Here is a 21,985-nt window from a genome sequence, read left to right on the forward strand (position 1 = left end):
AAATTGTGTTACACACAAAAAAGGAGGCAATAGCCTCCTTTTTTATTTTAAGCGTTCAACTTATGCCGCAGGCATTAGCTCGTTTGCTCTGACGTATTGTTCAAACTCAGTACATCCGCCAACATGGTCTTTATCGACAAAGATCTGTGGAACGGTTTCAACTGGCTTACCGACTGTTTTTTCAAGATCGGCTTTGCTGATCCCTTCTGCGTGAATATCAACATATTTAAATTTGAAATCATCACGCTTTTCAGTAAGTTGCTCAGCAACTTGTACTGCACGAACACAATAAGGACAACCTGGACGACCGAAAATCACAACAAACATAATAGTTCCTCTAAAATAGCTTGAGCACTTTATAACATAGGCGAGAGATTAGTTCTAATCGATATTTATAGTCGAGTTAATCGTATTATTCATTATCTGAGGGTTGTGTTTGATAACGGCCTTGGTAATCAAAGATAGACTCCAGTAAATCCCAGCCTTTTTTCCCTTTTTTAAGCAACAATAAGTCCGGTTTTCTAAAGCAAAGCGCGTCAGCGGCCAACTCTTGAGCTGAACTATATTTTTTATGCTTCATTCCCGGTGTTTTGCTATGTGGAAAAATAAACAGCGCAAATACGGCTCTTATTTGGGCGGGTGTTTGCATCTTAAAGTAACGACAGAAATCATTGCCTTCGATGTCGATATAACGCACCACTAAACGATCCTTTTCAGGCTCAAGCAACATTGTTTGGCACTTGAATAAGTGATGATGCTTCTGTTGTAACACCTCTTTGAGTCTTTTATCGGGATCAACTAATACGGCTTGGCAATGACCACATACCTTGGCGGCAATGTCGTTCTCTTCGCCGCAATTGGGGCAGGACTTGGAACGAAACCTAAAATCGCACTGTTGTATACCCTCAGGTGTTTCAATCAAAGCTTGGCAACGTCTGCCAAAATGCTCAATGATATCGCCGTCGTCATCGGTCAAACCCCAAAAGATATTGGCAAAATCACACACAGGGCAATGGACTTGCACAGGCTTACACTTACTGTTGGGTTTAGGTTGGCCAACTTCAGGATAGAAAAGGTCATAGCCGTTTGCAGCGTAATCAATAATAAGGCATTCAGTTTTGTCTTTGTCGATCCTTAAGCCACGCCCAACCATTTGTTGGAACAGACTAACAGAGGCTGTGGGGCGCATAATCGCAATAAGATCCACATGAGGAGCGTCGAAGCCTGTCGTCAGAACGGCAACGTTGACAAGGAACTTTATCTCTTTGGCTTTAAACGCGTGAATGAGAGCGTCTCTATCTTCACTCGAGGTTTTGGCTGTAATCAATGCAGGTTTACAGTCCGCAAGCTTAGCCATGATCTCTTCAGCGTGTTTGACCGTTGCGGCAAAGATAATCACACCCTGACGATGTTTAGCCAGCTCAATGAGCTGCTTAACAATTGCAGTAGTCGCTCGGCCACAATGGTTGAGTATCGAATTGACCTCGGATCCATTGTATTCACCGGTTGGCGTAGCAGTAAGCTCACTAAAGTCATATTGGGCGCTTAAGCCGTCAAACATTTTTGGCTGACTTAGGAAACCTTGTTTAATCAGTGGACGCATCGGCAGTTCAAAAATGCATTTTTCAAATACAGGTTTTTCGGTATTACCAATTTTGCCATGATAGTGCTGGCGGTAGATCCATCCTAAATCTAAGCGATAAGGAGTAGCGGTTAATCCTAACAGCCTTAAACGCTGATTCTTCGACTTTAAATGGCTTAATAGTTGTTGATACTGACTGTCTTTATCGGGGCTAACGCGATGGCATTCATCGATGATGACAAGACTGTAAGGTTCGTCAAATTGCTCGGGGCGCTTAACTGCGGATTGAATGCTGGCGACGACGGTCTTGCCTGCTGTCGACTTTTGATTTAACCCTGCTGAATATATTGAAGCTTTATCGGTGAGTAAGCCGACTTTTTCGGCATTTTGCGCTACAAGCTCTTTAACGTGCGTCAATACTAATACACGTCCTTTAGCAATTCTGGCTAACTCGGCGATAACAATGCTTTTGCCTGCGCCAGTAGGCAAGACAAGCACGGCAGAGTCGGGGCTGGATTTAAAGTGGGCGATGGCGGCATCAACCGATTGTTGCTGATAATCTCTAAGTTGCACGAGTGAGTTTCCGTTTGGCATGCCATTGGGGGGAGCAGATAACGAAATCATCACACAAATAAGGGGCGACGATAAGGAAAATATTGGCTTCTATCTTTTAGGCATAAAAAAACCCCTCTTAAGAGGGGCTAGGGAAGGTCAAATGGAGAGTGACTGCTTAATGATTACTCACTACGGTTGAGTCGAGACTCAATTAGAGTGTCAATCACTGCTGGATCGGCAAGTGTTGAAGAGTCGCCTAAGTTGGTCACTTCATTTGCGGCAATCTTACGCAGGAATCGACGCATGATCTTGCCTGAACGTGTCTTAGGTAATCCGCCGGCCCATTGAATTAAATCGGGTGTTGCTAACGCACCGATCTCTTTTCTAACCCATTGGCGAAGTTCCTGACGCAGCTCTTCAGTTTCGACAGTGCCGCGGGTGAGCGTGACATATGCATAGATACCTTGACCCTTGATATCGTGAGGGTAACCCACAACAGCGGCCTCAGCGACATCCTTATGGGCCACAAGGGCACTTTCAACTTCAGCAGTACCGAGTCGATGACCTGATACATTAATAACGTCATCAACACGGCCGGTGATCCAGTAATAACCATCTTCATCACGTTTAGCACCGTCACCCGTAAAGTACATGCCTCTAAACGTTTTAAAGTAAGTCAGTACAAAGCGTTCATGATCGCCAAATACGGTGCGCATTTGTCCAGGCCATGAATCTAGAATAACCAGATTACCTTCATTTGCGCCTTCAACGATATTGCCCATGTTGTCAACAAGTGCAGGCTGGACGCCAAAGAACGGACGCGTAGCAGAGCCAGGTTTAGTATCAGTCGCTCCCGGTAACGGGCTGATCAAAATGCCGCCGGTTTCAGTTTGCCACCATGTGTCAACAATAGGGCACTTTTCATGACCAATAACGTCGTTGTACCAGCGCCATGCTTCTGGATTAATCGGTTCGCCTACCGAGCCCATAATGCGCAGTGAACTACCATCAAAGTTATCAAACTGTTCTTTGCCTTCGGCCATTAGGGCACGAATAAGCGTCGGCGCGGTATAAAGAATATTGACCTTATGTCTGTCAACTATTTCGCCTAGTCGGGCAGGGGTCGGATAATTGGGGACGCCTTCGTGAATTAATACGGTTGCACCATTAGCTAACGGGCCATAAACCATGTAAGAGTGACCAGTGATCCACCCTACATCTGCGGTACACCAATACACTTCACCATCTTTGTAATCGAATACATACTCATGAGTCATCGCGGCGTAAACCATGTAACCACCGGTGGTATGTAACACACCTTTTGGATTACCAGTTGAGCCAGATGTGTAAAGTAAAAAGAGTGGGTCTTCAGCGCCCATCTCTTCTGGAACACAATGCTCTGATGCGGTTTCTAGCAAAGATTCCCACCAAATATCACGACCTTCAACCCAATTGATGTCGCCGCCAGTGCGCTTCATTACAATGACTTTTTCAACGCAATCGACATCAGGATGAGCAAGAGCCTCATCGACATTGGCTTTTAGGGGGATAATGCGACCAGCACGTAAACCTTCGTCGGCGGTAATAATGACTTTTGATTTTCCATCAATCACGCGAGATGCGATGGAGTCAGGTGAGAAACCACCAAATACAACAGAGTGAACGGCACCAATACGGGCACATGCGAGCATGGCTACGGCAGCTTCTGGCACCATAGGCATATAAATGGTTACTATGTCGCCGCGTCGAACCCCTTGACTGCGAAGGGCATTGGCAAATTTACATACATCGGCATGTAATTGACCATAAGTGATAGTGCGTTGATCTTTAGCATCATCGCCTTCCCAAATAATGGCGACCTTATCGGCGTTGGTGTCTAAATGTCGGTCTAGGCAGTTAGCTGACGCGTTTAATGTGCCATCATAGAACCATTTTATGGATAAGTTATGGTCATCGAACGAAGTCTTCTTTACCTTAGTGAAAGGCTTCATCCAATCGATACGGTTGCCGTGTTCTCTCCAGAAACCTTCAGGATTTACAATCGACTCTTGGTACATTTTTTTATATTGTTCGTCATTTACAAGTGCGTTTTTAGCGATTTCACTTGGAACTTTGTAGAGAGACGGCATGCTCATTGGGCTTCCCTTATCTAATAATGCGTGAGTTGAGTATGAATTGTGTAAGGGCTACATCTCTATTAGACCTTGGTCTAGTAAAAAAATATCCTTATTTTTTAAATGGTTGTAAATTATTTTTGGCTAGATTTCATTCGTTTTTTACCGCAAAATAGGGAAAAAAAGAGAATCCTATGAATTTGACTGTTCTTGTTGGCACCATCGCCATTGTTTATGTCTGTCTATTGTTCCTCATCGCATGGGGAGCAGAGCGGTGGTTCAGTCGCATCACTAAGCGTATTCAAGCCTGGATCTATGGTTTAAGCCTTGCTGTGTACTGCTCTTCTTGGAGCTTTTTAGGCACAGTCGGGCAGTCAGCCGATGACCTATGGTCTTTTCTTCCTATCTTCATCGGCCCAATTCTCATTTTTACTGTCGGTTTTGGTCTGCTGAGAAAAATGGTGATTGTGTCTAAAGCGCAGAATATTACCTCTGTGGCCGACTTTATTGCCGCAAGATATGGTAAGTCTCAGCTGCTTGCGGCCATCGTGACCTTAATCGCCCTGTTTGGCATCATGCCGTATATTGCGCTGCAACTTAAGGCAATGGTCTTTAGCTTGAATCTTTTTCAGCCGGAAGGATCCTTGTTCGATGGTTCTACAGTGTCGCTGGTCATTACTGGACTATTAGCTGTTTTCGCCATTTTATTTGGGACACGTAAGCTCGATGCAACCGAACATAACCCTGGCATGATACTGGCGATTGCCTTTGAGTCACTGGTCAAGTTAGGTGCTTTCTTATTGATTGGCGCGGTCATCAGTTTTAGTGTGTTTGACGGTTTCGGCGATATCTGGCAGCAAGCGAGTGCGCAGGGTTTGATCAACAAACCGAATTTACGTGTCGAATCATTAATGCCTGAGTTACTGGTAGGCATGGCGGCTTTTTTATGTATGCCAAGACAGTTCCATGTGATGATGGTCGAGTGCAATGATGAACAAACGATGGTCAAAGCACGGTGGATGTTCCCGCTTTATCTGTTGTTGTTTGGCCTGTTTGTCGCGCCATTAGCGTTAGCTGGAAAGCTATTATTAGGTGACGCCGTTGCTGCTGACACTTATGTGATTAATTTACCACTGGCGCTCGATAAGCCGTGGCTTGCTGTCGTAGCGTTGCTAGGGACGTTGTCCGCAGCCACCGGAATGGTGATCGTCGCGGTAGTGACGATTAGCGTTATGGTGAGTAATGAATGGTTGGTGCCATTAATGCTGCGTACAGGGCAGATAAAAGCGAGAAATTTTAGCCAGTTTTCGCAACTGCTGCTTAATGTACGTCGTCTTGCCATCGTGCTGATTCTAGGCTTAGGCTATTTTAGTTATCTTTCGTTTATGGATAATGATTCGCTGTCCTCTTTAGGCATGTTGTCTTTTGGCGCATTTGCGCAATTAGCTCCCGCGTTAATCGGCGGTATGTATTGGAAACATGGCAATCGAAGTGGGGTGTTTTTAGGCCTTGCTGTCGGATTTGGCAGTTGGTGTTATATCTTGTTGCAAGGTGCTGCGGATTCCCCAGGCCTCGTCACCACTGACTTTGCCTTGCTTGATTCGATTAAACCCAATGTTCGCGATATTCTCATCGCTTTGCTCGCTAACTGTGCTTGTTATGTGCTTGGCTCTGTTTGGTTTCGTGCCGGTGTTGCTGAGCGTATGCAAGCCAGTGCCTTTGTCACTCCGGGGCGGTTAAAGAAGGCGACTAACCGCAAGAGTGCGGCGCTTTCTCAGCAAGACCTACTTATCCTCGCGAGTCGCTTTGTTAGCCCAACTCGTGCGTATGAGAGCTTCTCTGGTTTTTCAGAAGATGCAGTAAAGAGCGACAGTTGGCATAAAATCGCCCCGCCTGAATTGATTGAACACACTGAACATATGCTCGCGGGAGTGCTAGGAGCTTCTAGTGCCTCATTGGTTATGGATTCAGTATTACAAGGTCGAGATCTTGCCTTAGATGAAGTGTTTAACCTTGTTGATGAGGCATCTTCTAAAATCATTCTAAGCCAAGATATGCTGCGGGGCGCAATCGAGCATGCATACGAAGGTATGAGTGTGGTGGATAAAGATTTGAATCTAGTGGCCTGGAATTTTAAATATGCCGAACTTTATGATTATCCAGATAATTTTTTGCAGGCAGGCATGCCCATTAAAGAGGTTGTCCGTTTTAATGCTAAGCGTGGCTACTGTGGTATTGGTGAAATTGAGGACCAAGTAGAGAAGCGGGTGCAGCACATGCGAGACGGTACTCAGCATGTGTCAGAGCGGCAACGTAAAGATGGCAAGGTTATCAAGATTCAAGGAAACCCGATGCCTGGTGGCGGTTTTGTTATGACGTTTACCGATATTACCCAATACCGTTTGCAGGCCAAGGCATTACAAGAGTCGAACGAGACACTCGAAGCGAGAGTACAAGAACGTACTTATGAGTTATCGATGCTCAACAGCAAACTGCTGGAGTCAAAAGCGCAAGAGGAGATGGCAAATGCCTCTAAGAGTCAGTTTTTAGCCGCGGTAGGACATGACTTGATGCAGCCCCTAAATGCTGCACGACTTTTTACCGCCTCACTCTCGCAGTATCCAAATTTAGACTTAGAGGCAAAGACAACCTTAAGCCACGTCAATAGTTCACTTAAAATTGCAGGGGAGTTGCTTACCGATTTGCTTGATATCTCTAAATTAGATTCAGGCATGGTAGATGTCAATCGTCGGGATTTTGCTATTGCGGACTTGCTTGATGGTTTAACCGTTGAGTTCCAAGCTATGGCAAAAGACTGCATGATTAAATTTAGCTCAATACCCTGTTCAGCAACCATCAACTCGGACCCTAGTTTGCTAAGACGGGTACTGCAAAACTTCCTCACCAATGCTTATCGTTACGCCAAAGGTAATCGTGTGCTATTGGGTTGCCGTTACCGCGAGACTGAACTTGAGATCCAAGTGTTGGATACCGGCTGTGGTATTGATGAGAGTGAAACTCAGGAGATTTTTAAAGAGTTTAAACGACTCGATAACCCAGAAAGTAAAAGTGTCAATGGTTTGGGGTTAGGTTTAGCGATTGCTGATAGAATAAGCCGTGTTTTAGAGCATGAAATTAGTGTGACTTCAATATTGGGCCAAGGCTCTGTATTTTCTATCAGAGTGCCACTGGGCGAAAAAGTGACGGCGCCAATAGCCAAGAAAATACCGTCTTTATTGCAACCATTAGCGGGCATCAAAGTATTATGCATTGATAATGAAGAGGCTATCTTAGCCGGGCTTGAGAGTTTATTGACGCGTTGGCAATGTGAAGTGATTTGCGCCAGTGATTTTGCTGATGCTCGAATTAAATTAGGCCTTAAAGGGGTCGCGCCTGATATCGTTCTTGCCGATTATCACTTGGATAACAATCAAAATGGGGTCGATGCAATGGACGGTGTACGTAGTCTTTATGGCGAGCATTTACCAGGCATTTTGATTACCGCCAATACGCGTAAAGATTTGATTGATGATGTACATGCTCGTGGTTATCACTACATGGCTAAAATGGTCAAACCTGCTGCGCTAAGAGCCTTGATTTCAAGCTTGATAAGAAAAGGGTAGTATAGATACAAAAATGGCACACTGATTAAGCGTGCCATTTTTTATCAATGACTTGTTACTCAACTTTTACTGGCGTTAAACCTTTATCACGAGAATCTACTGCACTTTCGACATCAAATCCGCCTGTTTTCCAACTGTTGGCTTCTTTAGCATCAAAAGATTGGTTCTTCCAGTTACTGGCATTCGTTAGGTTAAAGCCTTGTTTTGACCAACTTTCAGATTGCTCTGGGCTAAATCCACCGCCTTTCCATGCTTGAGCTTGTTCAGCGTTAAAACCAATATCTTTCCATGCTGCAATGTCTCGCTCAGACATGCCTTTCCACGTGGCAGGCGATGACGCACAGGCACTGAGGGCGAAGATCACAATAGCTAAACCGAGTTTTTTCATATCACAGTCCTTCTTTTGAATCGTTACTTAATCTGCCGAACCTGCAGAGAGCAATCCCTGAATACCTATCGACAATGAATTTGTATCATTTTTAAGCTATACCGTTCGCCATCGACGCGCCTTGGGATGAAATTCCAGCACTTTGAACTCATCACCATTTAATGATTAGGGTATTAAATGCTTACTATTGAAGATAGTCGCTGAAATATCACTCGACAAGTTATAGCTTCGAATAGACTAAACAGCCCTCAGTCTGAAGAGAGGTAACAACGGATTAACTTATTTCATCGAGACGAGTATTGGTTTTAAGACTGCTTGACCAAACGATACAGATGGATATACTGAACACAATGTAAAAAATATAAAACAAGAAGTAATCTATTACTCAAAAGGAAATTGTCATGCCAGAACCACGCTGCAACTCATACTATAACGCTACCATTACAGATGAGACTGATTATCCTCAATTAGAGGGCGATATTCGCGTTGATGTTGTGATTGTTGGTGGCGGTTTTACCGGTGTGGCGACGGCGGTAGAGCTGTGTGAAAAGGGCTATAAAGTCGCAATTGTTGAGGCGAATAAGGTAGGTTGGGGGGCGACAGGTCGTAATGGAGGGCAGGTCACCGGTAGTCTTTCTGGCGATGCCGCGATGACTAAGCAATTAAAGAACAAAGTGGGTGCTGAAGCTGAAGATTTTGTGTGGAATATGCGTTGGCGTGGACATGAGATTATTAAAGCCCGAGTCAAAAAATATGCCATTGAATGTGATCTTAAATTTGGCCATTTACACACCGCTTATAAAGCCAGTCATATTGACGAGCTGAAGCAAACCTTCGATGAAGGCTGCCGCCGTGGTATGGAAAGTGAGCTAGCGCTATTATCAAAAGAGCAGTTGCCCGATTACATCAATACGCCTTTGTATCATGCAGGTCTACTTAACAAACGCAATATGCACCTCCATTCAGTCAACCTTTGCATTGGTGAAGCGAGAGCTGCTGAAAGTATGGGAGCGCTGATCTTTGAAGGATCAGCTGTATTGAATATTGAAGACGGTATACTGGCTACTGTCACAACTGCAAAAGGCAAAATCACTGCTAATAGCGTGGTGCTAGCGGGGAATGCCTACCATAAATTAGCGCGTAAAAAGCTACGAGGAATGCTGTTTCCTGCATCGCTTGGCAATTGCGCTACTGCACAATTAACGCCTGAGCAGGCGAAAAACCTTATTCCCAAAGATGTCGCAGTTTATGATACTCGCTTCGTATTGGATTATTATCGTTTAACGGCTGATAATCGCTTGATGTTTGGCGGTGGAACCAATTACTCAGGCCGAGATTCAAAAGATGTTGCCAAGGCACTTAGACCGGCGATTGAGCGAACATTTCCTCAGTTAAAAGGGGTCGAAATAGAATACCAGTGGACGGGAATGGCAGGCATAGTGCTAAACCGTATTCCACAACTGGGCAAAGCATCAGCCAATGTTTTTTATTGCCAAGGTTACTCTGGGCATGGCGTTGCAACGTCCCATATCATGGGTGAAATAATGGCCAATGCTGTTGTTGGAGAGCTACAAGAATTTAGTTTATTTGCTGAAATGTCGCACTTACGGATCCCAGTCAATGAATGGGTTGGAAATCAGGCGCTAGCATTAGGAATGATGTATTACAAAGTGATGGAGAACTTTAGATAGTAAATCAAGCATAAAAAAACCGCATTTTATTGCGGTTTTTTATTGATAATTTTTACTGGGTTAAAGGTCGACTTTTTCCATCTCTAGCTGCTGTAATGCGATAACAGCTTGAGTTCTATTTCGAACGCCGAGCTTTCTGAATATTGCTGTAGCGTGGGCTTTAATCGTGGCTTCTGATACGCCTAAGTCGTAGGCTATCTGCTTATTAAGCAAACCTTCGGCAAACATCTGTAGCACCTTATACTGCTGTGGCGTCAGATCCGATAGCTTACTGGCGACTTGATCGGTGCCATCGTCACTGACCTCTTTTAGCTCAACCCCCTCAGGCAACCAAACATCCCCGAATAGAACCGCTTCGAGTGCTGTTGCAAGTGTCTCCATTGATGAAGACTTAGGAATAAACCCCGAACTACCATAATGAATGGCACGGCTAATAGTCGTATTATCTTCATGAGCGGAGATAACAACCACCGGGAGTTCTTGATAGTGAGTTCTAAGATGGATCAGCGTTGAATAACCGTGAGAGCCGGGCATCTGCAGATCGAGCAATACAACATCATATTCAATGTCTTTATTGTCTAATAGCTTTTGTAGCGCATCAGCGCTATCAGCTTCAAACCATTGGGTATTTGTAAATGCAGATGACAAAGCTTGTCTCAATGCATTTCTAAACAAAGGGTGGTCGTCAGCAATAATTATATTTAAGTTTTCAGGCTTCATGGCTTTATAGGGTTATTTTCGTTGCGCGTGAAGGTGCTTCAATGTAACAGATAAATGATAAGGGGTTCTATGGATTTATTAGGAAAGGTTATAATTTCGCGAAACCTTATACAGAGTTAGACTTTGGTCTAAAGACTAAGCTAGCGTTTAATAGATATGTTTAAGCGTTGAAATAAAGCAATGAGGATTATGCTCATAACCCTCAATCTAAGCGGGTTACTTCGGGGTCCAAACTTTGGTGGGTTTTCTTTCATCATCAACCGCGACAAAGGTAAATACACCGCGTATTGCATGCTCACGATGATCTCGATACATATCTTCAACGAAGATGTTCACTTCAACTTTGATTGAGGTGTTACCCACGTGAACCACTCGCGCAATAATTTCTGCTAACGAGCCAGCAGGGATCGCTTTATTGAAATCGATTTTGTCTGAGCTCACGGTGACTAGCGTTTTACGGCAAAAACGAGTGGCCGCAATAAAAGCCGTCTCATCCATCCAAGATAATGCTTCACCACCAAAAAGGGTATTGTGATGGTTGGTTATTGATGGAAAGACCGCTTTGATCACGCGAGCTTCAGATTGCTCAATTCTAAGCGACATAGCGTCACTAAATTGAGTCGGTGTTTGAGTTAAGGGCATACGGCAACTTAAGGTTATGCATTAATAGGGGCGCGATTATAGTCGTTTGTTGGCATCCAAAAAAGATAATTTATAGCTATGTTGAAATGGACTAAAGTCTACTTGAGCAATAACAATGACTGCATGTCATTGGGTACTGTTTATGTGAGTTTTACTCGCTTTACAATTGCATTTATTTTCAATACCTTGATACACATTCATCGATATGGGAGCTATACAAGGGATCAACATTCGAACTATTTGTATGGCTAGATAGGGTAAAAGGAAAAACGTCAATGCACCAGATAAAACGTAAAGATAAGCTATCACAGCAGGAGCAAAGTACGATTTGGGATGGCATTGAAGGTTTTAGCCAAACTCAAGTCCCTGCGACTGGACGATATGAACTGGCATTTTTGTTGCGTGATAGTGATGGTTTATTGCTTGGCGGTGTCCAAGGGAATTATGACAATTTTGGCTGGCTATGGATTGATTCGCTATGGGTATCAGCGGCTTTGCGTGGTCAAGGGTATGGTATTCGTTTATTAAATGAAATTGAATCGGAAGCTCGCATTAATGGTTGTAAAAATTCACATTTAACCAGTTTTAGCTATCAAGCTGTTGATTTCTATAAACAGCAAGGCTATCGCGTTTTTGGTGAGCTTGAAGATTACCTTCCAGGACATAGCCGTTGTTGGTTAAGAAAAAACTTGGTTTAAGTATTTTGATTTCAGCATTATGCCGGGTTTGTGCTGCAACGTATTTGGGTAGTTAAGTAACGAGCAGCGAGGAGGACATAAAAAAACGCAGTCACTATCTATAGCTGACTACGTTTTTAAGCGGTTAAATCTTGCTAGTGTATAGCTTTAGAATAAGGTTACTTTTTCAATAACTCGATTCTTGCACGAGATGCTTTAGCTAAATCGCGTAGCAATACTTCTGAGTCTTCCCAGTGAATACAAGCATCGGTAATACTTTTACCATAGATAAGTGATTCACCTGCAACAACCTTTTGATTACCTTCTTCAATAAAGCTTTCAGCCATAATGCCCGCTATTGCGGTAGAGCCTTCGCTCATCTGCTGCATGATAGATTCGGCAACATCAAATTGCTGTTTATGCTTCTTTTGGCTGTTACCGTGGCTAAAATCAACAACGATACGTTGAGTTACACCTACGCTATTAAGTTGTGTTGCCACTTTTTCGATATCAGCTGCATGGTAGTTAGGTTGTTTACCACCGCGTAGAATAATGTGACCAAATGGATTACCGTGCGTGCGGTAAACGGCCATTGCACCGTCTTTATCTGGTGAATAAAAGATATGCGGTGCTTGCGCTGCTCGCACTGCATCGACTGCGATATCTATATTGCCATCGGTACCATTTTTGAAACCTACAGGGCAAGAAAGTGCAGAGGCCATTTCACGGTGAATTTGGCTTTCAGTGGTACGCGCACCAATAGCGCCCCAAGTAATCAGGTCGGCAATGTACTGACCATTGACCATATCAAGAAACTCGGTTGCGATAGGTAGCTTAAGTTCAGAGATCTGCTGTAACAGGTGGCGTGCTTTACGAAGGCCTTTATTAGGGCTAAAGCTACCATCTAGATCTGGATCTGAAATAAGGCCTTTCCAACCAACCGTAGTACGAGGCTTTTCAAAGTAGACGCGCATTAGAATGCACAGGTCATCTTTATATTGCTGGTGCAATTTGGCTAAACGCTGAGCGTACTCGAGTGCGGCTTCAGTATCATGTATCGAACAAGGGCCGATAATGACAAGCAGTCGTTGATCTTCGCCATTGATAATAGCTTCAACTTCACGTCGCTGCTCGACTAGATAGTCTGCTGCGTCTTGCGTTAAAGGGTATTCAGAAGCGAGTTGTGCAGGTGAAATTACCTTACATAATAGGGAGGTGCGTAGTTCGTCTGTTTTAATGGTCATTCACAATACCGAGCGTTTGTATGGGCTTTTTGCCTGATTACTTCGGATTATAACGAATAGTAGCGCTATGCACAGTGGCAAATATGGGAAATTTAGCGCTAATTTGCCTCTTATTTGAAACTATTTGATTTAAGTTATACCCAAGCCGCTTGGAAATGCATAAATCAGGGGGCATTCTCATGTGGCTTGGGCAGTAAGGCTTTTGTTCTAAAAAGCCCTTAATTTGCTTTGGAAGTTTAAAACATGTGGCGCTCTAAACTGGTGGCTTCGAGGATTTTGGTAGCAATCTCTTCAACGGAATGATTGGTGGTGTTTACAAAAGGGATGCGTTCTCTTTTGTACATCATTTCGACCTCTTTCACTTCCATCCTACATTGGCGTAATGACGAGTAACGACTGTTCGACATGCGGCTTTGACGGATCTCATGTAAACGCACAGGATCAATGGTGAGGCCGAATAACTTATCTTTGTTGCGCTTTAGCGCATCAGGGAGTTTTAAATTATCCATGTCATCTTCAGTAAAAGGATAGTTCGCTGCCTTTATACCAAACTGCATTGATAGATACAGGCTTGAAGGGGTTTTACCGCAGCGAGATACTCCGAGTAAAATGAGGTCCGCTTTGTCCATATGTTTCATGGTTTGGCCGTCATCGTTCTCCATTGCGTAGTTAATCGCTTCTATTCGTGCTTCATAACTGTCATTGGTTTTACCATGAGTACGGTGTAAAGCTGGCGTTGCAGGCATGCCTAATTGTTTCTCTAATGGCGCGACAAAGGTGTTCAAAAAGTCATAATCCAAACCTTCACTGCTATAGATGATGTTTCTAATCTCAGCTTTTACGATGGAATGGAAAACCAGAGGCCGTTCACCTGTTGTAATAAAACAATCATTAATTTGTGCCTTAACGGACTCAGCTTTTTTTTCTGTTTCAACGAACGGAATCGTAAGTGCGTCAAATTCAAGGGGAAACTGTGATAAAACTGCATGGCCAAACACTTCTGCTGTGATCGCCGTCCCATCTGAGATATAAAATACTTTACGTAACATTTTGGCCTCTTGTAGTAATAAAATTACAAATAAAATTATACATTTACGCTTGTTGCCGTGGAGTGTAAAATGCCGCTGCTCTCGTGTGAAGAGCCAAACTGAAATATACTTGCGGAGATAGAACTGTGCAGCAATACGTACTCTGGTATCAAGAATTAGGCATGGGTGACGTCAACAAGGTAGGCGGAAAGAACGCTTCTCTTGGTGAGATGATTAGCAATCTTTCAAATGCAGGTGTTCAGGTGCCTGGTGGATTTGCTACAACGTCTTTCGCGTTCAATGAATTCCTTGAACAAAGCGGACTTAACCAGAAGATATACGAAATTCTAGACGTTCTAGATGTAGATGATGTTAACGCACTCGCTACAGCCGGTGCACAGATCAGACAGTGGGTTATCGATACACCATTCCACCCAGCATTTGAGCAAGCAGTTCGTGAGTCTTACGACAAGCTTGCCGCTGAAACCAGCGACGCATCTTTTGCGGTTCGCTCTTCAGCTACTGCAGAAGATATGCCGGATGCATCTTTTGCAGGACAACAAGAAACATTCCTTAACGTTAAAGGTTACGAAGCTGTTTTAGTTGCGACTAAACACGTATTTGCTTCGCTATTTAACGACCGCGCAATTTCTTACCGAGTTCACCAAGGTTATGACCATAAAGGCGTAGCGCTTTCAGCTGGTGTACAACGTATGGTGCGCTCTGACACTGCTGCTTCTGGTGTAATGTTCACTATGGACACTGAGTCTGGCAACAATGACGTGGTATTTATTACTTCTTCATTCGGTCTAGGTGAAATGGTTGTTCAGGGTGCTGTTAACCCAGATGAGTTTTATGTGCACAAGCCATCTTTGGTTGCTGGTCATAAAGCCGTTGTTCGCCGTAATATCGGTAGCAAGCTTATCCAAATGGTTTATTCAGACGATGAATCTCACGGTAAGCAAGTTAAGATTGAAGATATCGCTGCTGACAAGCGTCGTGAATTCTCAATTAATGACGCAGAAGTACAAGAGCTTGCCAAGCAAGCAATGACAATCGAGAAGCACTACGGTCGTCCAATGGACATCGAGTGGGCAAAAGACGGTAACGACGGTAAGTTGTATATTGTTCAAGCTCGCCCTGAAACTGTTCGTTCTCGTGAAGATGTACAGCTTATCGAGCGCTACCATCTTAAAACTAAAGGTGATGTCGTTTGTGAAGGCCGTTCAATCGGTCACAAAATTGGTAAAGGCGTTGCTAAAGTCCTTAAGTCAATTGACGATATGGACCAAATCCAACCGGGCGATGTACTTGTTACTGACATGACAGATCCTGATTGGGAACCTATCATGAAGCGTGCAAGCGCTATTGTGACAAACCGTGGTGGCCGTACATGTCACGCTGCAATTATTGCACGTGAACTCGGTGTTCCAGCGGTTGTTGGTTGTGGCGATGTCACTGAACGTATTAAGAACGGTCAAGAAGTGACTGTCTCTTGTGCTGAAGGTGATACTGGTTTCATCTATAACGGTCTGCAAGATTTCGAAGTGATTTCATCACGTGTTGATTCTATGCCTGATCTGCCAATGAAAGTGATGATGAACGTGGGTAACCCAGACAGAGCATTTGATTTTGCTCGCCTGCCTAATGAAGGTGTTGGTCTGGCGCGTCTTGAGTTCATCATTAACCGTATGATTGGTATTCACCCTAAAGCATTGCTTGAGTTCAACCAGCAAACGGCTGAGCTTCAAGAAGAGATCCACGAGATGATCGCGGGTTATGAATCTCCAGTTGAGTACTATGTTGCTCGCTTGGTTGAAGGTATTGCGACTATCGCTTCTGCGTTCCATCCAAAGAAAGTGATTGTTCGTATGTCTGACTTTAAGTCAAACGAATACGCAAACCTTGTTGGTGGTGACCGTTATGAGCCAGAGGAAGAGAACCCAATGTTGGGCTTCCGTGGTGCAAGCCGTTATATCTCAGAATCGTTCCGTGACTGTTTCGCACTTGAGTGTGAAGCGATTAAGCGAGTACGTAATGACATGGGTCTTAAGAACGTAGAGATCATGATCCCGTTCGTTCGTACCGTAAGCGAAGCTGCGCAAGTTATTGAGCTGCTTAAAGAGGAAGGTCTTGTACGTGGTAAAGATGGCCTCCGCGTTATTATGATGTGTGAGCTTCCATCAAACGCGCTGCTTGCTGATCAGTTCCTTGAGCATTTCGATGGTTTCTCCATTGGCTCAAACGACTTAACGCAGTTAACGTTAGGTCTTGACCGTGACTCCGGCATTATCAGCCATCTATTTGATGAGCGTAATGAGGCAGTAAAAGTACTACTTGCAATGGCCATTAAAGCGGCTAAAGCAAAAGGCGCTTACGTGGGTATTTGTGGTCAAGGTCCTTCAGACCACAATGATTTCGCGGCTTGGTTAGTTGAACAAGGCATCGATACTGTATCGCTAAACCCTGATACCGTTATCGATACTTGGTTATATTTAGCCAAAGCACATAACGAAGCTTAAACGCTAAAATGCGGTGTTAAATCGGTATGATTTAACATTTCATTAAAAAATAAAAAAGCCGCTATTTAGCGGCTTTTTTAATACCCGAACAACTTGGACATGTTCGTTTAAGAGGTATTATACCGATTCCATTCTAGTCGTATTAGGTAGGGGCTTCCTTCTAATACTCTCTGTCAAAAAGAACGCACAGCGACTGCATCTAGCTCTCAGCTCTGATCTACACTCCTGCAGATAACATGTGCAAAGCCTTACTCTATGGGGATTGTTGTCATCTAGAATGCACTTTAGTCTGTAATGTTGATGTTGCAAAGGGATCCCGACCCCCTAATCAATGCAATCTCCAGAGAGGGGGGGATGTCAGTCATGCAGGAGCATATTACTGAAATCGCCTAAAGCGTATAAATTCCCACTGAAGCCTGCATTTTCAAGTAGCTTGGGTATATAATGCTGAGATAAACCTAAGAATAATAATTAACAGAAGCTGCTATGTTACCGAAATTATCTCATCAACAAACGCTTGAACCAATATACCTTTCTTTTTTAACGAGATTAGAAGAGGGAACATTTTCTGGTGATATAGATACTCGCTATAGTGCGCGTCTAGCCCAAGCGACCGATAATTCGGTATATCAATTTTTACCTCAAGCGGTGATATATCCTAAAACGGCTGAGGATGTCCAGCTAGCACTGCAGCTTGCTTATCAAGATGAGTTCTCCAAGGTTGTCTTTAGCGCGAGAGGCGGTGGCACAGGCACCAATGGTCAATCATTAACCCATGGCATTATTGTTGATATGTCACGCTATATGAATCACGTGCTAGAGGTTAATGCGGCTGAAGGCTGGGTAAAAGTGCAGGCGGGTGTGGTTAAAGATGCGCTCAATGATGCATTGCGGCCCCATGGTTTCTTTTTTAGTCCTGACTTATCGACGTCCAATCGTGCGACATTAGGCGGAATGGTCAATACCGACGCCTCGGGCGCCGGTTCACTCGTTTATGGTAAAACCTCAGATCACGTACTCGGGCTAACGAGCATTTTATTTGATGGTAGCGAGCTTCAGACTCAGCCGGTAAGCGAGAGCCAATTAAACGATGTTACATCGATAACCGATAACGTATTAGGACAGCAGCTAATCACCACGATTGCACAAATGTGTAAAGGTAATCGAGAACAGATTGAGCAGCGTTTTCCTAAGTTAAACCGTTTTTTGACCGGTTATGATCTTAAAAATGTTTGGGATGACACCTTAGAGAACTTCGACCTGTCACGTATTTTGACCGGTTCAGAAGGCACATTGGCAGTGATCACCGAAGCCAAGTTGAATATTACCCCGTTACCGACGTGCCGCATGATGGTTAACATCAAGTATGATTCATTTGTATCTGCGTTGCGTCATGCGCCCGATTTAGTCAAAGCCAATGCCACCGTGGTTGAAACGGTCGATTCCAAAGTGCTCAACCTGGCGAAACAGGATATTATTTGGCACTCGGTGTCTTCCTTAATTACCGACGTTCCAGGTAAAGAGATTGACGGCCTAAACATGGTTGAGTTCGCTGGCGAACAAGCCGATGTTGAAGCAAGATTGGCTAAACTTGAAGCCATGTTAACCTCGCAAATGGCCAATAGCGAAGCTGGGCTTTTGGGTTATCAAGTCATTGCTGACAGAAGCAGTATCGATACTATTTATGCGATGCGTAAGAAAGCGGTCGGTTTATTGGGCGCGGCAAAGGGAACTCGCAAGCCGCTCGCATTTGCAGAAGACACCGCTGTACCGCCAGAAAAGCTGGCTGATTATATTATTGAATTTAGAGCGCTGCTCGATAGCCATCAACTGCAGTATGGCATGTTTGGTCATGTCGATGCTGGTGTGTTGCATGTGCGTCCAGCGCTCGATATGTGCGATGTAGAAGATGAAAAACTGCTAAGAACAATCTCTGATCAAGTGGCAGAACTCACGTTGAAATATGGCGGTTTGATGTGGGGAGAGCATGGTAAAGGTGTTCGCGGTGAATACGGACCAGCGGTTTTCGGTGAGCATTTGTATGGTTTGCTCGAAGAGGTTAAAGGTCTGTTTGATCCGCACAATAAGCTCAATCCAGGCAAGTTAGTTGCGCCGAAAAACAGTGGACCGATGATTTACAATGTCGACAGCGTTAAGCGCGGCAGCTTTGATAGACAAATCCCGATCCAAACCCGAAACGTTTTTCCTGATGTGATGAACTGCAATGGTAATGGCTTGTGCTTTAACTACAGCGCCTATTCGCCAATGTGTCCATCGTTCAAAGTCACAGGTGACCGAGTTCAGTCACCCAAAGGCCGTGCAGGACTCATGCGTGAATGGCTGCGACTGCTTGAAGCTGAAGGCATAGATGTCAACGAGCTGACTCGCTCTAAGCCGTTAGGTTGGCTGCAACGAGCGCAGAATTCATTAAAAAGTGATAAAGAGTATGACTATTCACATGAGGTGATGGAGTCTCTTAAAGGCTGTTTGGCGTGTAAAGCTTGCTCAAGTCAGTGCCCCGTTAAAGTGGACGTACCCAAATTTAGAGCGCAGTTTTTTGATATTTACTACAAGCGTTATCTGCGTCCCGCAAAAGATTACTTAGTCGCAGGCATTGAAGACTCGCTGCCCTTAATGGCTAACGCGCCAAGACTGGTGAATGCGGTATCGCAAAATAGCTTAAGCAAATGGGTCATAAAGAAGTCTCTCGGTTATGTTGATGCACCAGCCTTATCAGTTCCGACGTTAAAGCAACGTTTAGAAGGACACGCTAGCAGAGGCTATGATTTAGCTGCTCTGCAACAAATTCCAGTCTCGCAGCGCAGTGAATACGTATTAGTAGTACAAGACCCTTTTAATAGTTTTTATGAAGCGGGAACTGTGCTGCATTTCATCCAGCTAATTCATAAATTAGGCCTCAAGCCCGTATTACTGCCGTTTAAACCTAATGGTAAGCCTATTCATATTAAGGGCTTCTTAGATAAGTTTGCTCGGACGGCTAAGTCGACTGCTGATTTCTTAAATGAGGTGGCTCAGCTTAATATGCCGATGGTGGGCATCGATCCTGCGTTAGTACTTTGTTATCGAGACGAATATGCAGAAGTACTCGGTGGCGCCAGAGGGGACTTCCATGTCCAACTTGCGAATGAATGGTTATTGGATGTCCTCAAAGCTGAACCTAAGCAGCAGGAAAGTGAGCCTGCCTGTGACGGTTCAGAGCGCAGTAAACCTGAATTCACTTGGTTTAGTCACTGCACAGAATCAACCACCAAGCCCAATACCGCAAATGAGTGGAAAGGGATTTTCGAGCATTTTGGTGCCAAGCTTAATACGGTGAATCTAGGGTGCTGTGGTATGGCAGGAACATATGGCCATGAAGCTGAAAATCTTGAGCGCTCTAAAGCGCTGTACGGTATGTCTTGGGAGCAAACGTTATCGAAGCTGCCGCAGTCTCAAGTATTGGTTTCAGGTTACTCTTGTCGAAGTCAGGTGAAACGTTTTAGCGGTTATAAACCAAAGCATCCGATAGAAGCATTGCTAACGTTACTGTAACGGTACCCATCTTAAAAAAACTAGCTAATGGCTAGTTTTTTTATATTAGGCGAAGTCGGTATCTCTATACCTAAGTGGCTTGGGTATAGAGTAGACTGAATAAAGTGGACAGAAGTAGGGGTGGCTATGACATCAAAGGAATCAAACGTGACCGATGCAATAGCATCTTTGACACCAAGTGTCCCTTTGTGCACTGATACAGCGATTTTCGAGATCACTGATAACGGTGACTGGTTCTATCAGGGAGGGCTGCTACCGCTTAAGTTTAGTAAGCTTTTTGCCAGTATTTTAAATAGAATTGATGATGAGTACTTTCTCATCACGCCAGTGGAAAAGCTAAAAGTCGAGGTGGTCAATCAAGCATTAATCATTGTTGATTATGATGCTGATGGCAAGGGTGGATATGAGCTGGTATCGAGTATTAATACCCGTCACCACATTTCAGCGTTTGAAGGGTTTATTGTGAGTGACGATAAAATAATAACAAGGGTAGAAAGGGGAGTGATTGCACGACTTAATCGAGCCTGTTTTTATCGTTTTATTAATGAGTTTATAGCCTGACAGCCCCTTAAGCTAAATGTGCTATTTCAAGCTAATGATTTATAAGCTGTTTGATTGAATTTTGATAATTAGCTAACCCGAAGGCTAGTTTCTTTTAGCGTAAGTGATAAGATTGAATGAAGCGCTATATAGCAGTGGAGGTGCTGATTGAATCGATTTGAAAGCTTAGGTTACTTGGTCTCTCATCTGAATGTAGACCTACAAAATGCATTAGATCAAAAGCTTAAACGCTATGATCTGGACATAAAACTCTGGCCAGTGCTGTTTTCACTTTGGCAGGAAGAGGGCGTGACACAAACTGAGCTTTCCAAACGTTGTGATGTGGCTAATTACACCATGACCAGATTACTCGATCAGCTGCAACTACAGCAGTTAATCACCCGCCAGCAAGATGTCGACAATCGCCGAGCCTTCAATATCTATTTGACTAATAACGGTAAAGCTTTAGAGCAAGATCTGATTCGTGAAGCTGAGCGAGTGAATGAAACCTTTCTTGATAACCTAAGCCTTGATGAACGTACTATATTTTTAGCTCTGATCAATAAAATCAATCGTTTTACCGATTAATGTTACGGCTATATATTGTTGATATCCTGATGCGACAATCAATGATTAATAATCACCACCATACTTTCTAAAGGGTACACGTTTAAAATGGAGTTTTTATGAATCGAACGCTGCTAATTATTGCCGTTATTGCCGGTTTAACGTCTTGCTCGGTCAATATCAATAAATCAAAAAAGAAGCAACCGACGATAGAGACGATTGAACAAACTCGCCCTACTGAAGGGTTTATTCAATCGATTACTCTGGCTAATGGTTCTACTTTGGTGGTTGAAGAAGGGCGCCTAGAACCTCGTTCTATTGGCAGTATCAGTGTTAAATTGTATAGAGATCTGTATGTGGGTGACTTTATTGCTGCGGTTAATTTTGTTCGCGACGGAACAATCGTTAAAGCGATACTGATTGAGAATGGCACGGATAGTCAAAAGTTATCGATTACAACCGTGACAGCAGGAAGTGGTAATTATCAAGCAAGTCAGTTAGTTTGCGTCACATCGAACGATATTCAATTATGTTGATATA

The 21,985-nt window shown here is 43.9% G+C and carries 16 protein-coding genes; 8 read left to right on the plus strand and 8 right to left on the minus strand.

From position 1 onward, the window contains the following. Positions 1-60 precede the first annotated feature (60 nt). The 3 genes from CXF83_RS10465 to acs form a co-directional block, all read right to left on the minus strand. Entirely contained in the window at positions 61-327 is a 267-nt protein-coding gene (locus CXF83_RS10465) for a GrxA family glutaredoxin (RefSeq protein ID WP_101089702.1), read from the minus strand. A gap of 85 nt (positions 328-412) precedes the next feature. After that, positions 413-2,176 (minus strand): DEAD/DEAH box helicase, encoded by a 1,764-nt coding sequence (locus CXF83_RS10470; RefSeq protein ID WP_198553572.1) that lies wholly within the window; start codon positions 2,174-2,176, stop codon positions 413-415. A gap of 143 nt (positions 2,177-2,319) precedes the next feature. Then, positions 2,320-4,272 carry an acetate--CoA ligase gene (gene acs, locus CXF83_RS10475; protein ID WP_101089704.1) on the minus strand — a complete coding sequence of 651 codons (1,953 nt, stop codon included), beginning with the start codon at positions 4,270-4,272 and terminating at the stop codon, positions 2,320-2,322. A 173-nt stretch (positions 4,273-4,445) separates the two neighbouring features. Here acs and CXF83_RS10480 point away from each other — a divergent pair, with 173 nt between their 5' ends. Next, positions 4,446-7,874 (plus strand): PAS domain-containing hybrid sensor histidine kinase/response regulator, encoded by a 3,429-nt coding sequence (locus tag CXF83_RS10480; protein ID WP_101089705.1) that lies wholly within the window; start codon positions 4,446-4,448, stop codon positions 7,872-7,874. Between the two features lie 55 nt (positions 7,875-7,929). Here the strand turns inward: CXF83_RS10480 and CXF83_RS10485 are convergent, their stop codons facing one another. Continuing rightward, positions 7,930-8,262, minus strand: a complete 333-nt coding sequence (locus CXF83_RS10485; RefSeq protein WP_101089706.1) for a hypothetical protein — start codon at positions 8,260-8,262, stop codon at positions 7,930-7,932. 401 nt (positions 8,263-8,663) lie between these two features. Here CXF83_RS10485 and CXF83_RS10490 point away from each other — a divergent pair, with 401 nt between their 5' ends. Next, the gene (locus CXF83_RS10490) at positions 8,664-9,953 is read left to right on the plus strand and encodes an NAD(P)/FAD-dependent oxidoreductase (protein WP_101089707.1); all 1,290 of its coding nucleotides are present in this window, start codon (positions 8,664-8,666) and stop codon (positions 9,951-9,953) included. A 60-nt stretch (positions 9,954-10,013) separates the two neighbouring features. On the opposite strand, the gene CXF83_RS10495 is transcribed toward CXF83_RS10490, so the two are convergent. Both CXF83_RS10495 and CXF83_RS10500 read right to left on the minus strand, forming a co-directional pair. Continuing rightward, entirely contained in the window at positions 10,014-10,673 is a 660-nt protein-coding gene (locus CXF83_RS10495; RefSeq protein ID WP_101089708.1) for a response regulator transcription factor, read from the minus strand. Between the two features lie 216 nt (positions 10,674-10,889). Beyond that, positions 10,890-11,315, minus strand: a complete 426-nt coding sequence (locus CXF83_RS10500) for an acyl-CoA thioesterase (protein WP_101089709.1) — start codon at positions 11,313-11,315, stop codon at positions 10,890-10,892. A gap of 275 nt (positions 11,316-11,590) precedes the next feature. On the opposite strand from CXF83_RS10500, the gene CXF83_RS10505 reads away from it, so the two are divergent. Beyond that, positions 11,591-12,013: a GNAT family N-acetyltransferase gene (locus CXF83_RS10505; RefSeq protein ID WP_101089710.1), complete on the plus strand. Its 423-nt coding sequence runs from the start codon at positions 11,591-11,593 to the stop codon at positions 12,011-12,013. Positions 12,014-12,171: 158 nt separating this feature from the next. Here the strand turns inward: CXF83_RS10505 and CXF83_RS10510 are convergent, their stop codons facing one another. Together CXF83_RS10510 and ppsR are read right to left on the minus strand one after the other, a co-directional pair. After that, positions 12,172-13,236, minus strand: a complete 1,065-nt coding sequence (locus tag CXF83_RS10510) for a 3-deoxy-7-phosphoheptulonate synthase (RefSeq protein WP_101089711.1) — start codon at positions 13,234-13,236, stop codon at positions 12,172-12,174. Positions 13,237-13,472: 236 nt separating this feature from the next. Next, a complete protein-coding gene (ppsR, locus tag CXF83_RS10515) occupies positions 13,473-14,285 on the minus strand; it encodes a posphoenolpyruvate synthetase regulatory kinase/phosphorylase PpsR (protein WP_101089712.1) in 813 nt (270 codons plus the stop codon). Between the two features lie 125 nt (positions 14,286-14,410). On the opposite strand from ppsR, the gene ppsA reads away from it, so the two are divergent. The 5 genes from ppsA to CXF83_RS10540 all read left to right on the plus strand — a co-directional run bounded on the left by ppsA (position 14,411) and on the right by CXF83_RS10540 (position 21,981). Beyond that, a complete protein-coding gene (ppsA, locus tag CXF83_RS10520) occupies positions 14,411-16,786 on the plus strand; it encodes a phosphoenolpyruvate synthase (protein ID WP_101089713.1) in 2,376 nt (791 codons plus the stop codon). Positions 16,787-17,272: 486 nt separating this feature from the next. Beyond that, complete coding sequence (ydiJ, locus tag CXF83_RS10525) at positions 17,273-20,338, plus strand: D-2-hydroxyglutarate dehydrogenase YdiJ (protein ID WP_101089714.1); 3,066 nt, start codon at positions 17,273-17,275, stop codon at positions 20,336-20,338. A 126-nt stretch (positions 20,339-20,464) separates the two neighbouring features. Beyond that, a complete protein-coding gene (locus tag CXF83_RS10530; RefSeq protein ID WP_101089715.1) occupies positions 20,465-20,899 on the plus strand; it encodes a DUF1285 domain-containing protein in 435 nt (144 codons plus the stop codon). Between the two features lie 147 nt (positions 20,900-21,046). Continuing rightward, entirely contained in the window at positions 21,047-21,466 is a 420-nt protein-coding gene (locus tag CXF83_RS10535; protein WP_101089716.1) for a MarR family winged helix-turn-helix transcriptional regulator, read from the plus strand. Positions 21,467-21,564: 98 nt separating this feature from the next. Further along, positions 21,565-21,981: a PliI family lysozyme inhibitor of I-type lysozyme gene (locus tag CXF83_RS10540; RefSeq protein ID WP_101089717.1), complete on the plus strand. Its 417-nt coding sequence runs from the start codon at positions 21,565-21,567 to the stop codon at positions 21,979-21,981. Positions 21,982-21,985: the final 4 nt, after the last annotated feature.

It is taken from the genome of Shewanella sp. Choline-02u-19, from assembly GCF_002836205.1.
Lineage (GTDB): Bacteria > Pseudomonadota > Gammaproteobacteria > Enterobacterales > Shewanellaceae > Shewanella.